Source organism: Chryseobacterium sp. CG10_8 (assembly GCF_058117085.1).
On sequence record NZ_JBYVEB010000074.1, the window covers coordinates 1 to 16,014 of the forward strand.

Sequence of the window (16,014 nt, forward strand, 5' to 3'; positions counted from 1 at the left end):
ATATATGCTGATTTTTGTTTTATTTCACCGTTTGAGCGTGCTGTTTCTTCTTGTAGATACTAAAAACATTTGCTTTCGTAGTAAAATTTTTCGCTTTTTCAGTAAATACTGTTAATACTTTTTTTTGTAAATATTTGTCTATTTGTGGCTCTTGGAAGGTTTTTATCAAACCAATATAATTTAATACATTTGCAGCATGTTAATTGAAGTTTTTAAATCGAAAATTCATCGTGTAAGAGTGACTTCTTCCGACCTTAACTATATAGGGAGTATTACTATTGATGAAGATTTGTTGGAAGCAGCCGGAATGGTTGTAGGAGAGCGTGTCTATATTGTTAATGTTAACAATGGAGAACGTTTCGATACTTATACTATCAAAGGTAAAAGAAAATCTGGTGAAATCTGTCTTAATGGACCTGCAGCTCGTAAAGTGCAAAGAGGGGATATCATCATTATCATTTCTTATGCGCAAATGACACCAGAAGAGGCTAAAGATTTTCAGCCAAAGATGGTCTTTCCAGATGAGAATACCAATCTTCTTACTTAACTTCTTAGTGAATTTTCACACTTATGAGTATCGAAAAACCTAAATCTAATTTTCTTAAAACTTTCCTTACTATCGCAATTTCCTTGGTTTTTGCTGGTGGATTTATGTGGTTGGCGTTGGCGGATATTGATTTTACGAAAATCAAGGCATCGTTTGTAAGAGCCAATTATGTTTGGATAGTTGCTGCGTCATTTTTTGGACTTTTAGCATATTGGGTGAGAGCTGTTCGTTGGAATCTTTTATTAGAGCCTTTAGGGTATCAGATTTCCAACTCTAATTCGTTGTGGACGATTTCATTTGGGTATCTGATGAATCTTACCATTCCTAGAAGTGGGGAAGTAGCAAGGTCTACTGCCTTATATGGTGTAGAGAAAGTGCCTGTTGATCAATCTTTTGGGACGATTATTCTAGAGAGGGTAATTGATATGGTATGTATGTTGGCTTTTTTGGGTTTGACATTGATTTTTAAATACGACGCTATTGTATCATTTTACAATTTTGCAACAGAAGAAAAGAAGGTTGATAAGAAAGTGGAACCTAGCACAATTGAAAAGTTTCTCTACAGTATCGGTATTACTGATTTACCACAGTTTTATTTGATTATAAAAGTTGCCGTTCTATCACTTTTAGTTTCAGGAGTCGTCTATTTATTGGCGTTTAAGAGAAAGAAGCTTTTTGATTTTATGAAAGGAATAATAGAAGGTGTACTTTCGATATTTAAATTAAAACAGAAAGGGAAGTTTATATTATTGACCATTGCCATTTGGGTTTGTTATTATTTGGCGGCTTATTTGGTTTGTTTTGCGCTTCCAGAGACCTCGGATTTTACTTTTGCAGATGGGTTTTTCATTATTGTTGTGGGAACCTTGGGGATGATTGTCCCTGCATCAGGAGGAATTGGAGCTTTTCACCTAGCATTAAAGCTTGGAATTATGGCTTTGTACCTTTCGGTTGGTAAAGATTCTGAAGCAGGTGCAGAAGCTGGGCTTTCTTATGCTTTTCTATCTCACACGATGCAGTTGGTAATTATGTTGGTCATGGGATTAATTTCGATTCCTGTATTGGCTAAAGCTAGAAACCAAATGGTTGCAAAAGAGAGTCATACATTGAAGTAGAGAAAGTAGGCTGACAAAATTCATTTTGTCGGTGCGCTAGGATTTCTTAAATTTGGGACTCCAATTTTTTAATCAAACATAAAAAAATATTACTATGAAAGTTACCGTTGTTGGTGCAGGTGCCGTTGGTGCTAGTTGCGCAGAATACATTGCTATGAAAAACTTCTGTTCAGAAGTTGTTTTGGTAGATATTAAAGAAGGTTTTGCCGAAGGTAAAGCGATGGATTTGATGCAGACTGCATCTTTGAATGGATTTGATACTAAAATTACTGGTACAACTGGAGATTACTCCAAAACTGCTGGTTCTAATATTGCTGTAATTACTTCTGGTATCCCAAGAAAACCAGGGATGACTCGTGAAGAATTAATCGGTATTAATGCAGGTATTGTTAAAGAAGTTACTGCTAATTTGGTGAAGCATTCTCCAAATGTAATTATTATCGTTGTTTCTAATCCAATGGATACCATGACTTATTTAGTACACAAAACATCTGGTCTTCCAAAAGAAAGAATTATCGGAATGGGAGGTGCTTTGGATTCTGCTCGTTTCAAATATAGATTAGCGGAAGCTTTGGAAGCTCCAATTTCTGATGTTGATGGAATGGTAATCGCAGCTCACTCAGATACAGGTATGGTTCCTTTGATGTCAAAAGCTACAAGAAATGGTGTTCCTGTTTCTGAATTTTTGAACGCTGACCAACAAAATTATGTTATCGAAGAAACTAAAGTTGGTGGTGCAACATTGACTAAACTTTTAGGAACTTCTGCTTGGTATGCTCCAGGTGCTGCTGTTTCTACTTTGGTACAAGCGATCGCTTGCGACCAAAAGAAAATGATTCCTTGTTCTTTGATGTTAGACGGTGAGTACGGACAAAGCGATATTTGTCTTGGTGTTCCTGCTATCATTGGTAAAAATGGAGTAGAAAAAATCGTTGATGTTCCTTTGACTGAAGCTGAAAAGGCAAAATTTGCTGAAGCGGCTAATGCAGTAAGAGAAGTTAACGGAGATTTAGGATTCTAAGAGAATAATTATTTCTCACTAAATATAAAACGTGCCTTTTGGCACGTTTTTTTTGTTACTCGAAAAAGTTTGGGAACAAAAAACTAAATTTGCTCAAATTTTTTTGAAATGAATAAATTGATTTTGGTGGCACTCGTATTCATGTGTCAGATGTTATACTCGCAGAATGGTTTTCAGATAAAAATTAACCTTCAGAATGTTACGGAAGAAAAATTATATCTTAGTTTTTATGAGGGATCTCCAAGTAAGACGGTCGTCATCGATTCTGCTGTGATTGCTGGTAAAAAGGAAGTGTCTTTTGTTCAACCTAAAAAGATTATAGGAGCCATTTATCGTTTGACCTTTAAAAAATCCGATAAAAGCAATTACGTCAATATTGATATCGAAAACAACTCGAAAGTTGATTTTACTCTTGATAATAATGTTCTAAAGACGATGAAGACGGCTGATCCTTTGAATAAGGCTTTTCTTGAAGTTCAGAATGTGGTTGATAGAGAAGGAAGAAAGAAATTTCTGAAAGAGGTTGATGAAAAGTTTCCAAAATCTGCGGGAGCTTTGTATGCGAAATTAGAATTGAAAGAGCTGAATGTTCCTTCCGGAGATGAGGCTGCAAAGATTTTCAGAGATCATTTTTTTCAAGATATTGACCTTAATGATAAGCGCATTAAGTTACTACCTAATATTTATTCGTCCTTATACAATTATATCAATGTTCTACCAATTACGAATGAGAATTATAAAGCAAGCATCGATAATTTGTTAAGAAATCAGACGTGTAAGAGTCCAAATTATCTGTTCTATCTCAAATGGACTTTTATGAACTTGGAATATCTTAGTAAATATCGTCTTTACGACACTTATAACTACGTTTTCAATACCTATCTTAACACGACTGAGTGCATGGAGGCTGATAAAAAATTGTACGAAACGATTGTTAGAAAAATGCAGCAAAATGAAAAACTTCCGATTGGCTCAAAGATTTCTGATATACCAATGACGGATATTGATGGTACGGATATTAATTTGGCTTCTTTGTATCCTCAACATGATTATACATTTGTGATTTTCTACGATCCAGATTGTACGCATTGTCAAGAGAAAATGCCGGAAATTCAGAATTATTTTAAAAATAATGTCTTCACTAAAGATGTTAAGGTCGTTGCTTTTCACAATGTTGCCAATGATGTACATTGGAAGAAATTTGTTGAAGACTACCATATGCAAAACTGGCTGAATGTGAAAAGTAAAAACAATGATTCTAAGTATCAGCAAGAACTTGACTTGTTCTCGAATCCTAATTTTATTCTCCTTAATCGTTCTGGGGAAGTAGTTCTTAAGAGCTTCCATCAAGAAGAATTCGGGAAGTTGTTTAGATAAAAATTTTAAGTACTTTATTTAAATTTCAATTGTTTTTGTAATGGAAAGACCTTCTGTTCAGGCATGGTCTGATGGTGGTGAATGTCGCGTGATTCGTTGCCATTGAAGTTTGAAATTCAATTAAATTTCAAAATTATAAAAGCTAACCGCTCGGTATTTAGTAATTTTGCAAAACTCACCAATAGATTATATCAAGTATGATGTTCAGAAAACTTAGCATTCTTGGTCTTGTTGCATTGTCAAGCATAACGCTTCAAGCACAGAAGAATAAATCAGCTAATATAGAGCGACCAAAATTAGTAGTAGGTATTGTTATCGACCAAATGAGATGGGATTATCTTTATCGATATTATAGTAAATATGGAAATGATGGTTTCAAAAGATTATTAAAGAAAGGTTACTCGTTGGATAATGTCCATATTAATTATGTACCGACAGTTACGGCTTTGGGACATACTTGTATATACACAGGTTCGGTTCCAGCGATACATGGGATTGCAGGAAATGATTGGTTTGATAAGGATACAGGAAAAAGTGTCTATTGTACGACCGACGAAAGTGTAAAACCTGTTGGGACAACAAATGGCAAAGTGGGAAGTCATTCTCCAAAAAATCTTTGGTCAACTACGATTACTGACGAACTACGATTAGCAACTAATTTCAAATCGAAAGTTGTTGGTGTTTCTCTTAAAGATAGAGCATCTATTCTACCAGCGGGACATAATCCAACTGGCGCTTATTGGTTTGATGATTCAACCGGCAATTTTGTGACCAGTACTTATTACATGAATGACCTACCACAATGGATGAAGGACTTCAATAGTCAGAATCTTCCTGATCAATTGGTTGCCAATGGCTGGAATACCATGCTTCCAATTAATGAGTATACAGAAAGTTCTCCAGATAATTCTGCTTGGGAGGGATTATTAGGAAGTGCAAAAACACCTACTTTTCCGTATAATAATTTGGCTGCGGACTACAAAGCGAGACCAGACAATATTAGATATACTCCATTTGGGAATACTTTAACTTTGAAATTAGCAGAAGCTTCTTTGGAAGGTGAAAACTTAGGTGGAGATGAGGTGACGGACTTTCTTGCTATCAATTTAGCTTCGACTGATTACGCAGGACACAAATTTGGACCTAATTCTATTGAGGTGGAAGATGTGTATCTTAGATTAGATAAGGACTTGGCGGAGTTTTTCAAATTTTTGGATTCCAAAGTAGGGAAGAATCAGTACACTTTATTTATTTCGGCTGACCATGGTTGTGCACATTCTGTTGGTTTTATGGAGGAGCATAAGATGGCAACTGGATTTTTTGGTGTTGATGCAGAAAAAATTCTGAATCAAGCTTTGAAACAAAAATTCGGCGCGGATAAGATTATCAGTACGATTGATAATTACCAAGTTTATTTTGATAGAAAAGTTTTGGCTGATAATAATTTAGCTTTGGAAACAGTTCGTGATTTTACGATTGGCGAATTAGAAAAAGACAAGTCGGTTTTGTATGCAGTGTCGACAAGAGAAGTTGAAGAGGAAACGATGCCTGCTCTTATCAAAGAAAGAATTATCAACGGAATCAATAGGCAAAGAAGCGGAGATATCCAATTAATTTCACATGATTCTATGTTGCCTTCTTATTCTAAAACAGGGACAACACACAGTGTTTGGAATTCTTATGACTCACATATACCATTGATATTTATGGGTTGGGGCGTTTCTGCGGGCTCGAGTAGTGAGGCTTATCATATGACTGATATTTCACCGACCCTTGCAGCAATGTTACATATACAATTTCCGTCAGGAAATATCGGAAATCCAATTAAGGAAGTCTTAGAGAATTAATAACTAAAATAAGCATAAAAAAACGCTCGAAGTCATTCGAGCGTTGCTTTTTTAGTTATATGTCTTGCTGGCTATTAATGTGCCTGCATTTTATCAACCGCTTTTTCCAATACCACTTTCATTTTTTTGACTGCACCGTCAAATGCTTTCTTGCTATCAGCTGCATGTTCCGAAACGCGCTCTGGATTTTTTCCTCTGAGACGAGCTTCGATGACGCACATCTTATCATTTTCTGTTTGCTTTTCTTTTCCGTTTTCGTCAGAAAAATAGACTTCGAATCGGGTGACATAATTGTCAAATCTTTTCATTGATTTTTCTAACTCTTCGCTGTAATAAGCTCCAAATCCCTGTGTACCTTCAATTACATGGTCTGTATTGATGATGATTTCCATAACATTAATTTTATAAAAAATTTGTAGTTAAATTTAATAAAATTTAGTTAATCTCTATCGGATTTTTGAATAAAATGTTCATTTTATTCTTCATTATCTTCGTATTGTTCTAAATAATAGGTGAATGAAAATCCTTCGGTTTCGTCTTCGGCGTCTTCCAAAGTGGTGAGAAGGTCTTCGAAATTCTCCAACTGATTAACACTCATATTGACAAACTCGATGTGCAGAGGAAGTTCAACATAGCCAGTGATACTATCAAAGAGTGCATCGAGGTTGTCTCCAAAGTCATCAGGAAGTGTGAGTTTTTGTTTCAATTGTTCGTAGAAATCTTCGTAGTCGCCAATGTTTGCGAAGTCAATATAGATGGTATTCATAGTTGTTGGTTGTGTTAGAGTTTCTGGTTTTGAATTTTAATTTTTTCAATCAAATAATGTTTAACTCTCGAAAACTTGATTGTTTTTACATTTATCTTGCTTCTTTTGTTTAGATTTTCCAGTTTTTCTTTCTGAGTTCTTTTTTGCACTTTTCACAAAAATCGACCTCTTCGTTAGTGGGATTTTTGCCTTCTGCATCTCTCATGAAGCAGGTTTTTTCTGGGCAATGTTTCAATCCTTGAGTATGACCCAACTCATGAATGGCAACTTTGAAGAATTGCTCTCCTTTATTTTTTTTATCCAAACGAAAGGACGAAGCAACACAAGCGTTTCCTGGTCGATATCCCAAACCCATAATTCCGAAATCAGCTACAGCTCCTTTGGTTGCGCTGATATCTTTTGTGGTGAGACCAAGTGTCACGAAGCCTTCTTTTGTTTTTGCGTTGAGGTGTTTGATGATTGAATCAGCACGATAGCGATTTCGAGGTTTGTAGTAGGCGTTTTCAGGAAAATTTTGCGCTTTCAAAACTTCGACTTCTGGATAAATTTTTTTGATTTCAGAAGTAACAAATTCGACATCCTCGGTTGGTATATCCGAAAAAGGTTGAATCAAGATTACTTTCTTTTCAGATTCTAAAATTCCTTGTTTCGAGCTCTCAGAGCAGGAAAAAAACAGAATGAGAAATAGAATAGGAAAGTAGTTGCGCATTGAGTCAAAGAAAAATATTGCTGATTTTATTGCTTTTCAAAACTTCTGTAATGGTCGTGTGTAAGCCATACTTCTCCAATTTTGTTAAATACAATTCGGTCAGCGTTTCGGTTCCCGCAATTGTAGTTAACATCAGCTTCAAAATATTTTTCACCTTTCGGAAGACTGCCTTCTCGATTACTGAATTTGTCTCCACCAATGGCTCTTCCTGGTAAAACATCACACAAATTTCCTTCTGAAGCAACCCAACCTTGGCTTTTGGCTTCACCTTTTGTGATGTAGTAATCTGGAAGTTGGTGGTTGGCTTTTACATAGTCAATGACTTTGTTTTCTTCCGTTAATTCGTCGATATTTCCAGAAGTTTCAGAAGAAGATGCTCTACTAACATTGCCTGAAGTATCGCGATTTTGTTGGTTGTTACCACTTTCTGAACTTTGATAAGTTTCTGTATTGTTTTTCTTTTCAATTCTATAATTATTGAAAAGATACGTGATCAGAAATGATGATAAAGCACCGATGATGAAGAAAAGAAAAAACTTTGTTTTGTTGTTCATAGATCTTAATTTACCAATGTAACAATTTATCAGTTTACCAATTATTGTTACATTATTACATTTTTTGATTTTTAAATTAATCTCTCCATTCTTCCGGAATATCACAAACTGGAATTGGATTAATCTTATGTTGAGCTGCCTTGTTCATTTTGCTAAAAATCTTGTAAACTTCCAAATCTCTACCGCTGTAATCCTCTTCAGTTTTGGTTCCCCATTCTTTTTGGATTTTTTCTAATTCAGGATAAGTGGCGCCTATTTGTTGCTCGTCCGTTCTGTCAACATCCCAAAGTCCATCGGTTGGGATTGCATTTTTAATCGATTCAGGAAGGTCAAGAGATCTTGCGATTTCATAAACTTCGGTCTTGTAAAGGTCAGCAATTGGCGAAACGTCAACTCCTCCATCACCATATTTGGTGTAAAAACCTATTCCGAAATCTTCAACTTTATTGCCTGTTCCACAGACCAATAATCCGTTAATCTGACCATAATAATATAATGTCAGCATTCTCAAACGACTTCTGGTATTAGCAAAAGCTAATTTTTCGTTCGGGAATTGATCGTCTTTAACATCGAAAATTTTTTGTAGAGATTCAAACGGTTCGTTAAGGTCAACGGTAAATCCATCCACATTTTCGAATTTGTTTTTCAAAAAGTCAATCTGCTCTTGAGCTCTGCTCACTTGATCTTTTTGTTGTCTGATTGGCATTTCCAAAACCAAAGTTTTAAGACCTGTCATCGCACAAAGTGTGGAAACAACACCTGAGTCAACACCACCTGATACACCAATAACATATCCTTTAACACCTGCTTTTGTTGCGTAATCTTTTAACCAATTTACAATATGATTGATTGTTTTTTCTGTTTGCATAGTTTTGTATTTATCGTTTTTTTTTGTTTGTAGTTTCTAGTTTCTGGTTTTGAGTTTTTGGATCAATTGTCATCTTCAATTCTCCACTTTCAACTTTCAATTCTCCATTCATTCCTCTCCAACTCATACCAATAGCAAAGCCCGTCATCTTCCATAAATTCGCCAGTCTTGTGGAATCCTAACTTTTTCAATGCTTGGTTAGAAGCATGATTTTCGCAATGTGCATAAGCATAAATGATGCCTAAATTCAATTCTTCGAAACCAAATCTCAAAACTTCTTTGGAAGATTCCGTGGCGTAACCTTTTCCCCAAGTTTCGGGAAGAAACCGATATCCTAATTCGTAGAAATTTTGATGCTGGTTGATGTTATCTTTGTTGAGCTTCAAGCCATTCCATCCAATCAGTAAGTTACTCTCCTTTTCAATAACCGCCCATCTTCCAACTCCATTTTCTTGATATTGTTTTCTGATATGTTCGATAACCGCTTTTGATTCCTCTTTATGCGTGAGAGGAGGGACTCCAATGTATTTCATCACTTCAGGATTGCTGTCCAAAAGAAATAGACGTTCTGCGTCTTCGGGGGTGAGTTCTCGTAAGATTAATCTTTCGGTTTCTAAAGTGAAAATCATCTAAAAATTTGTACTTTTGCGTTTATTAAATCTGATGTAAAAATAATGAAGTTTTTTAGAATTATTCCTATTTCTTTATTGGTCATTTTTTTATTGTTTTCTTGTAAAAAAACTGAGGGCAAAAATCAGTGGGCGGTTGAGGTGAAGTTCTCTCCTGTGAAGATTACTGATCTTTCAGCAGAGTTTTACGATACCAAAATCCCACTTGAAAGTTTTCAGCAAAAGTATCCTTGGTTTCAAGGGTCTGTTCCTGACGAGGATTTTGTGCAAAGAAGGACAGATACAACAGAGGTTAAAGTTTACCAAGAATCAATTAAGAAGATCGATGTTATTAAGTTAAGTCAGGATTTGGGTTCGCTTTTTGGACACATAAAGCATTATTTTCCTCAATTTGTTGCACCACAAGTCTATCTCTTTTCCTCTGGACTTCAGATGGCAGATGATCCTATTATTTACAACCCTACTTCAGGTTTCCTTTTTATTGATATCTCCGGTTTTATGGGATATGGTAATAAGTATTACAAAGGAAAGGAATTGTATATGCAAAAATCCATGAATCCTGAAAATATAGTTCCAAAAGTTTCAGAAATTATAGGAATAAATATGGTTAAATACGATGCTAGTACTGCTAAATTTCTTGATCAAATGGTATATGAAGGGAAGTTAATGGTTTTACAAGATGCATTTCTTCCTGATACGCCTGACTATCTCAAAATGCATTACACAAAAGAACAGTATGATTGGGCAAAGACCAATGAAAGCTATGTTTGGAATTATTTTGTAGAAAATGATTTGGTATTTTCCGGTGATTCTCGTTTGATAGATCGCTTTATTGCGCCAGGACCTTTTTCAAAATTTTATGCTAAAATTGATAACGAATCTTCACCTAGACTTGGAGTATTTATTGGTTGGCAGATTTGTAGGAAATTTTTGAGTGAGAAACCAGAAACTACTTTGCCAGCATTTTTGAAAATGTCCGCTACTGAGATTATGAATCAGTCAGGATACAAACCTTAAATGGATTATTATAAATTTAAAATATGAGAAAAACCCAGATAACAATTGATGTAGAACTCGACGAAAATCACATTCCAGAAAAAATGACTTGGAATGCACAAGATGGAGGCATCGAAAAACAAGACACTAAAGCAACGATGATTTCAGTTTGGGACGATAAGACCCAAGAAGCATTGAGAATTGATTTGTGGACAAAAGATATGCCGATGGATCAAATGAAAATGTTCATGCATCAGATTTTTGTTTCGTTAGGGCAAACATATCATAGGGCAACAGGAGAAGAAGATGTTGCACAATGGATTGAGGAAGTTGCAGAAGAATTTGCAATAAAATCGGCTATAAAAATGTAAAATTAATTTGGAAATTTGAGAATGAACTAATTTGATAATTCATTTAGCGCAGAAACAATTTTCAAATTCTCAAATTTTCAAATCATCTAATTGAAATAAATATGAAATTCAATACAAAAGTAATTCACGGAGGACAGCAACATGATCCATATACAGGATCGGTTAATGTTCCTGTATATCTCACTTCAACATATGCGCAAAAAAGTCCAGGAGTTCTCAAGGCTGGATACGAGTATTCCCGTGGTTCTAACCCAACAAGACAAGCATTAGAAGATTCTTTAGCAAGTATCGAAAATGGAGCAAGAGGATTGGCTTTTGGCTCTGGCTTAGCTGCAATTGATGCGGTTCTAAAGCTTTTGAATCCCGGAGACGAAGTCATTGCAGTAGATGATTTGTATGGTGGGACGTACAGAATGTTCACTCGATTGTACGAAAAATATAACCTGAAATTTACTTTCGTTAGTTTTGACGATGTTTCCAAAATTTCGGAAGTCATTACTGATAGAACCAAATTGATTTGGTTAGAAACGCCGACTAATCCATTGATGAAATTGGTAGATATCAAAGCAGTTTGTGATTTGGTAAAAGGAAAAGGAATTTTAGTAGCGGTAGACAACACCTTTGCAACACCTTATATCCAGAGACCTTTGGATTTGGGTGCGGATATCGTAATGCATTCCGCAACGAAATATCTAGGAGGTCACTCCGATTTGGTTGCTGGAGCGTTGATTGCAAAAACTCCTGAATTGGGTGAGCAATTACATTTTATTCAGTTTGCAAGTGGTGGAATATTAGGTCCACACGATTCGTATTTGGTTTTGAGAGGAATCAAAACATTGGCTTTGAGAATGCAGAGACATTCGGATAACGGTCAAAAGATTGCTGAATTTTTGGAATCTCATCCTAAGGTAGATAAGATTTTTTATCCAGGTTTGAAATCTCATCCGCATTATGATTTGGCTACAAAGCAGATGAACGGAAGCGGGGGAATGGTTTCTTTTACCTTCAAATCTGGTAAGAAAGAAGACGCTATTCGGTTTTTGGAGAACCTTAAAGTATTTACACTTGCCGAAAGTCTTGGAGGAGTAGAATCTTTGGCTAATCATCCAGCAATGATGACTCATGCTTCGATTCCGGCAGAAAAGCGTCAAGAAATTGGGATTACTGATGACTTGGTAAGGTTAAGCGTTGGGATTGAGGATGCAGAAGATTTAATCAACGACCTTCAAAACGCACTTAATTTTTAAAAATTTAAATGCAGTCTTCTCGGCTGCATTTTTTAATGATTTATAAATTAGTATTCAATTATAAAATTAGAAGTTCGAACGCGTGTTTTTATTTCTAACATCTAATATCTAACATCTAAAATCTGACATCTAATGTCTAATAAAAAAAGAATCTTCGTAGAAAAAAAAGGAATTTTCGATGTTGAAAGTCCAAAAGTTCTTAATGAAATCAAAAGTATTTTACCGCAAATTAAGTCGGTAAAAATTTATAATATTTATGATATTTTCGGGCTTGATGAGTCTGATTTCGAAAAGGTGGTTAACAATACTTTTGTGGATCCAGTGGTGGATATTCTTCACTTTGAAAATCCTGTTCGTAATCTATTTTTCGCAACCGAATTTCTTCCGGGTCAGTACGACCAAAGAGCAGATTCTGCGGAGCAATGTATCCGATTGTTAACCGATTCCGAAAATGCGACTGTAAGAAGTGGTAAATTAATTGAATTGGAGGGTGTTGCGGAAAGTGATTTATCAAAAATCAAGGATTTACTTATCAATAAGGTAGAATCTCAGGAGAAAAATTTAGATATTTTGGAGATTCCTGCGGAGGAAACACCAGACCCGATTAAAATTTATGATAGCTTCATTTCTTGGAATGACGTAGAGTTAGAAACGTTCTACAAAGAGCACGGATTTGCTTTTGGTTTGGACGATTTGCATTTTATTCAACAGTATTTTCAGTCTGAAGAAAGAAATCCAACCGAAACCGAATTGAAAGTTTTGGATACATATTGGAGTGACCATTGTCGTCACACGACTTTCGAAACTGAACTAACAGATATTCAATTTGAGGGTCAGTTTAAAGAGACTTTAGACCAAATTTTTAATGATTATTTAGAAAAAAGAAAATTCCTCGGAAGAGAAGCTAAACCCATTTCTTTGATGGATTTGGCTACGGTTTGCGCTCGATATTTCCATAAAACAGGCAACCTTGAAAACTTAGTTGTTTCCGACGAAATCAATGCTTGTACCATAGAAATTGAAGCTGAATTCGATGGCAAAAAAGAACCTTGGTATCTGTTATTTAAAAACGAAACACACAATCACCCAACCGAAATTGAACCTTTTGGTGGTGCTTCCACTTGTTTAGGAGGTGCAATTAGAGACCCTTTATCAGGACGTGCGTTTGTTTTTCAAGCGATGCGTTTAACTGGTGCGGCGGACGTTTTAGAACCGATTTCTGAAACTTTGCCGGGGAAATTACCTCAAAGGACGATTACAAAGCAAGCGGCGAACGGTTATTCTTCTTATGGAAACCAAATCGGTTTGGCAACCACTCACGTTTCTGAAATTTATGACGATGGTTACAAAGCGAAAAGAATGGAAGTTGGTTTTGTTGCAGGAGCTGTTCCGAAAACTTGGGTAAGACGAGAGAAGCCTGAGAAAGGCGATATCGTGATTATTTTGGGTGGAGCGACAGGACGAGATGGTGTTGGTGGTGCAACTGGAAGTTCCAAGGAGCAGGATGAAACGTCTATTCATACTTTATCGACTGAAGTTCAGAAAGGAAATGCGGTTGAAGAACGAGAAATTCAGCGTTTGTTCAGAAATCCTGAGGTGACGACTTTAATTAAAAAATCAAACGATTTCGGAGCAGGAGGAGTTTCTGTGGCGATTGGCGAAATTGCCGAATCTTTGGAAATTAATTTGGATATTCTACCTCTAAAATACGAAGGTCTTAATGGAACCGAACTTGCAATTTCCGAATCTCAGGAGAGAATGGCAGTTGTGATTGAAGCGAAGGACAAAGATAAGTTCATCAAATTCTGTGAAGCAGAAAATATAAAAGCCGTTGAAATCGCTAAAGTAACCGATAGCGGTAGAATGCAGATGTTCTGGAACGGCAACAAAATTGTGGACCTTAGTCGTGCATTTTTGGATACGAGCGGTTGCGCAAAATCTCAGGATGTGACGATTTCTCATTTGCAGAATGTTAGCCAAGAGAGTGTAGAGTTTACAGAAGATAATTTCTTTAAAATTTTAAGTGAAAAGAACGTGGCTTCGCAAAAAGGTTTGGTGGAAATGTTTGATTCTACGGTAGGTGCGACGACGGTTGCTTTGCCTTTTGGAGGGAAATATCAAATGACGGAGACCGAAGGAAGTGTACAAGCTTTGCCAATTCTTCACGCTGAAAATGTAGAAACTGTTTCGTTAGCGAGTTGGGGATTCGATGCTGAAATTTCCAAACAAAATTCCATGATTGGAGCAAGTTTAGCAGTGGTAGAAAGTGTTGCCAAGATTGTAGCAATGGGAGGTGATTATCGTAATATTAGGTTAAGTTTCCAAGAATATTTTGAAAAATTAGGTCAAAATTCTGAAAAATGGGGCAAACCTTTGGCTTCGCTTTTGGGAGCTTATGATGCGCAAATGAATTTAGGATTAGCGGCGATTGGTGGAAAAGATTCGATGAGTGGAACGTATCAAGATTTGAATGTTCCGCCGACATTAATTTCCTTCGCTTGCGCCAACGGAGAAAAATCGAATATCATTTCGCCAGAATTCAAAAAAGCGGGGAATTTTATTTATCATTTCAACCACGTTTCTCAGGAAAATGGATTGCCAAGTTATGAAGATTTGAAATCTGTTTTCGAGTTCGTTTTTGAAAATATAAAATCTAAAACAATCGTTTCAGTGAAGACCATTAAAGATGGTGGAGTTGCGGTAGCTTTGGCTAAAATGAGTTTGGGTAACCAATTCGGAGCTGAAGTTTCTGTAAATGAGAGCTCAACTTTAAATAAAAATATTGGAAGTTTAATTATTGAGACGACAGAAGAAATTAATCATCCTTTACTTCAAAAAATCGGAACGGTTAATGATTCTAAAATTTTAAAAATAAACCAACTCGAAACTCGTATCTCGAGCCTCGAATCTATTTTTAATAAAACTTTTGAAGGTCTTTTCCCAACTTCTGAAAAAGAAAAAATTGAAATTAATTTCGATGAAAGTTTGAATGGAACTGAAAAGAAATCCATCAATATTATTTCTCATAAAATAGGAAGTCCAAAAGTATTTGCGCCGATTTTCCCTGGAACCAATTGTGAATATGAAACCCAAAATGCGTTCAGAAAAGAAGGTGCTTTAGTCAGTTCTTTGCCTTTAATTAATTTGTATCACAATCTGTTAGAAGAAAGTATTGATGCTTGGGTAAAAGAAATTGAGCAGTCGCAAATTTTGGTGTTTTCTGGAGGGTTTTCAGCAGGAGACGAACCCGATGGCTCTGCAAAATTCATTGTGAATGTTCTTAAAAATCAAAAAATGAAAGACGCTGTTCATGGTTTGCTTTCACGAGACGGAATGATTTTAGGTATTTGTAATGGTTTCCAAGCGCTGGTTAAATCAGGATTGTTACCTTACGGTGAAATCAGAGATTTGGATGCAACATCTCCAACTTTAGCGCATAATGCGATTGGAAGACATATTTCGCAAATGGTGGACGTAAAAGTTATTAATGACGATTCGCCTTGGTTGAAAGGTATGAAAGGCAACGTTTATACCATCCCGATTTCGCATGGAGAAGGTCGATTTATGGCTTCAGATGAGGTTCTTTTGGATTTGTATAAAAAAGGACAGATTGCAACGCAATACATCGACTTAAATGGGAATATTGCTCACGGAATGCCATTTAATCCAAATAATTCATTGTTCGGTATCGAAGGAATTACTTCTGAAAGTGGAAAAATATTTGGTAGAATGGGACATCCTGAACGATTTGCAGAAGGTTTATTCAAAAATATTCCTACTGCGAATTATCACAATATTTTCAAGAATGGAGTAGAGTATTTTAAATAATTATTTTCCCGCAGATTCCACAGATTTTTTTACTCAAAAAGAAGAATTAGTGTAATCTGTGGGAATTTTATTTCAGTTATTTCGACTACTAATTATTAAAATATTCTCAGGAAAGGAGTAGAGTATTTTAAATAATTAT

General features: G+C 35.8%; 15 protein-coding genes. 9 read left to right on the forward strand and 6 right to left on the reverse strand.

Features of this window, described 5'->3' with window-relative positions; translation table 11 throughout:
- Positions 1–196: 196 nt before the first annotated feature.
- The 5 genes from panD (at position 197) to pafA (ending at position 5,907) form a co-directional block, all read left to right on the forward strand.
- Positions 197–547 carry an aspartate 1-decarboxylase gene (panD, locus tag AC4AGG_RS11665; RefSeq protein WP_489772180.1) on the forward strand — a complete coding sequence of 117 codons (351 nt, stop codon included), beginning with the start codon at positions 197–199 and terminating at the stop codon, positions 545–547.
- A 23-nt stretch (positions 548–570) separates the two neighbouring features.
- On the forward strand, positions 571–1,662 hold the full coding sequence (locus AC4AGG_RS11670) for a lysylphosphatidylglycerol synthase transmembrane domain-containing protein (RefSeq protein ID WP_489772181.1): 1,092 nt from the start codon (positions 571–573) through the stop codon (positions 1,660–1,662).
- Positions 1,663–1,756: 94 nt separating this feature from the next.
- Complete coding sequence (locus tag AC4AGG_RS11675) at positions 1,757–2,683, forward strand: malate dehydrogenase (protein ID WP_489772182.1); 927 nt, start codon at positions 1,757–1,759, stop codon at positions 2,681–2,683.
- Positions 2,684–2,791: 108 nt separating this feature from the next.
- Entirely contained in the window at positions 2,792–4,060 is a 1,269-nt protein-coding gene (locus tag AC4AGG_RS11680) for a TlpA family protein disulfide reductase (RefSeq protein WP_489772183.1), read from the forward strand.
- A 197-nt stretch (positions 4,061–4,257) separates the two neighbouring features.
- Positions 4,258–5,907 carry an alkaline phosphatase PafA gene (gene pafA, locus AC4AGG_RS11685; RefSeq protein WP_489772184.1) on the forward strand — a complete coding sequence of 550 codons (1,650 nt, stop codon included), beginning with the start codon at positions 4,258–4,260 and terminating at the stop codon, positions 5,905–5,907.
- Between the two features lie 74 nt (positions 5,908–5,981).
- On the opposite strand, the gene AC4AGG_RS11690 is transcribed toward pafA, so the two are convergent.
- The 6 genes from AC4AGG_RS11690 to AC4AGG_RS11715 all read right to left on the reverse strand — a co-directional run bounded on the left by AC4AGG_RS11690 (position 5,982) and on the right by AC4AGG_RS11715 (position 9,433).
- Positions 5,982–6,299, reverse strand: coding sequence for an HPF/RaiA family ribosome-associated protein (locus AC4AGG_RS11690; protein WP_489772185.1), 318 nt, complete (start codon positions 6,297–6,299; stop codon positions 5,982–5,984).
- A gap of 83 nt (positions 6,300–6,382) precedes the next feature.
- Complete coding sequence (locus AC4AGG_RS11695) at positions 6,383–6,673, reverse strand: barstar family protein (RefSeq protein ID WP_489772186.1); 291 nt, start codon at positions 6,671–6,673, stop codon at positions 6,383–6,385.
- A gap of 109 nt (positions 6,674–6,782) precedes the next feature.
- Entirely contained in the window at positions 6,783–7,382 is a 600-nt protein-coding gene (locus tag AC4AGG_RS11700; RefSeq protein ID WP_489772187.1) for a matrixin family metalloprotease, read from the reverse strand.
- A 26-nt stretch (positions 7,383–7,408) separates the two neighbouring features.
- Positions 7,409–7,936 carry a ribonuclease domain-containing protein gene (locus AC4AGG_RS11705; RefSeq protein ID WP_489772188.1) on the reverse strand — a complete coding sequence of 176 codons (528 nt, stop codon included), beginning with the start codon at positions 7,934–7,936 and terminating at the stop codon, positions 7,409–7,411.
- Between the two features lie 76 nt (positions 7,937–8,012).
- A complete protein-coding gene (gene nadE, locus AC4AGG_RS11710) occupies positions 8,013–8,804 on the reverse strand; it encodes an NAD(+) synthase (RefSeq protein ID WP_489772189.1) in 792 nt (263 codons plus the stop codon).
- An 89-nt stretch (positions 8,805–8,893) separates the two neighbouring features.
- Positions 8,894–9,433: a GNAT family N-acetyltransferase gene (locus AC4AGG_RS11715; RefSeq protein WP_489772190.1), complete on the reverse strand. Its 540-nt coding sequence runs from the start codon at positions 9,431–9,433 to the stop codon at positions 8,894–8,896.
- Positions 9,434–9,478: 45 nt separating this feature from the next.
- Here AC4AGG_RS11715 and gldB point away from each other — a divergent pair, with 45 nt between their 5' ends.
- The 4 genes from gldB (at position 9,479) to AC4AGG_RS11735 (ending at position 15,875) form a co-directional block, all read left to right on the forward strand.
- On the forward strand, positions 9,479–10,450 hold the full coding sequence (gene gldB / locus AC4AGG_RS11720; protein ID WP_489772191.1) for a gliding motility lipoprotein GldB: 972 nt from the start codon (positions 9,479–9,481) through the stop codon (positions 10,448–10,450).
- A 23-nt stretch (positions 10,451–10,473) separates the two neighbouring features.
- Positions 10,474–10,800, forward strand: coding sequence for a gliding motility protein GldC (gene gldC, locus AC4AGG_RS11725; RefSeq protein WP_489772192.1), 327 nt, complete (start codon positions 10,474–10,476; stop codon positions 10,798–10,800).
- A 101-nt stretch (positions 10,801–10,901) separates the two neighbouring features.
- Positions 10,902–12,047: a cystathionine gamma-synthase gene (locus AC4AGG_RS11730; RefSeq protein WP_489772193.1), complete on the forward strand. Its 1,146-nt coding sequence runs from the start codon at positions 10,902–10,904 to the stop codon at positions 12,045–12,047.
- A gap of 132 nt (positions 12,048–12,179) precedes the next feature.
- Positions 12,180–15,875 (forward strand): phosphoribosylformylglycinamidine synthase, encoded by a 3,696-nt coding sequence (locus AC4AGG_RS11735; RefSeq protein WP_489772194.1) that lies wholly within the window; start codon positions 12,180–12,182, stop codon positions 15,873–15,875.
- The last annotated feature ends 139 nt before the right edge of the window (positions 15,876–16,014 follow it).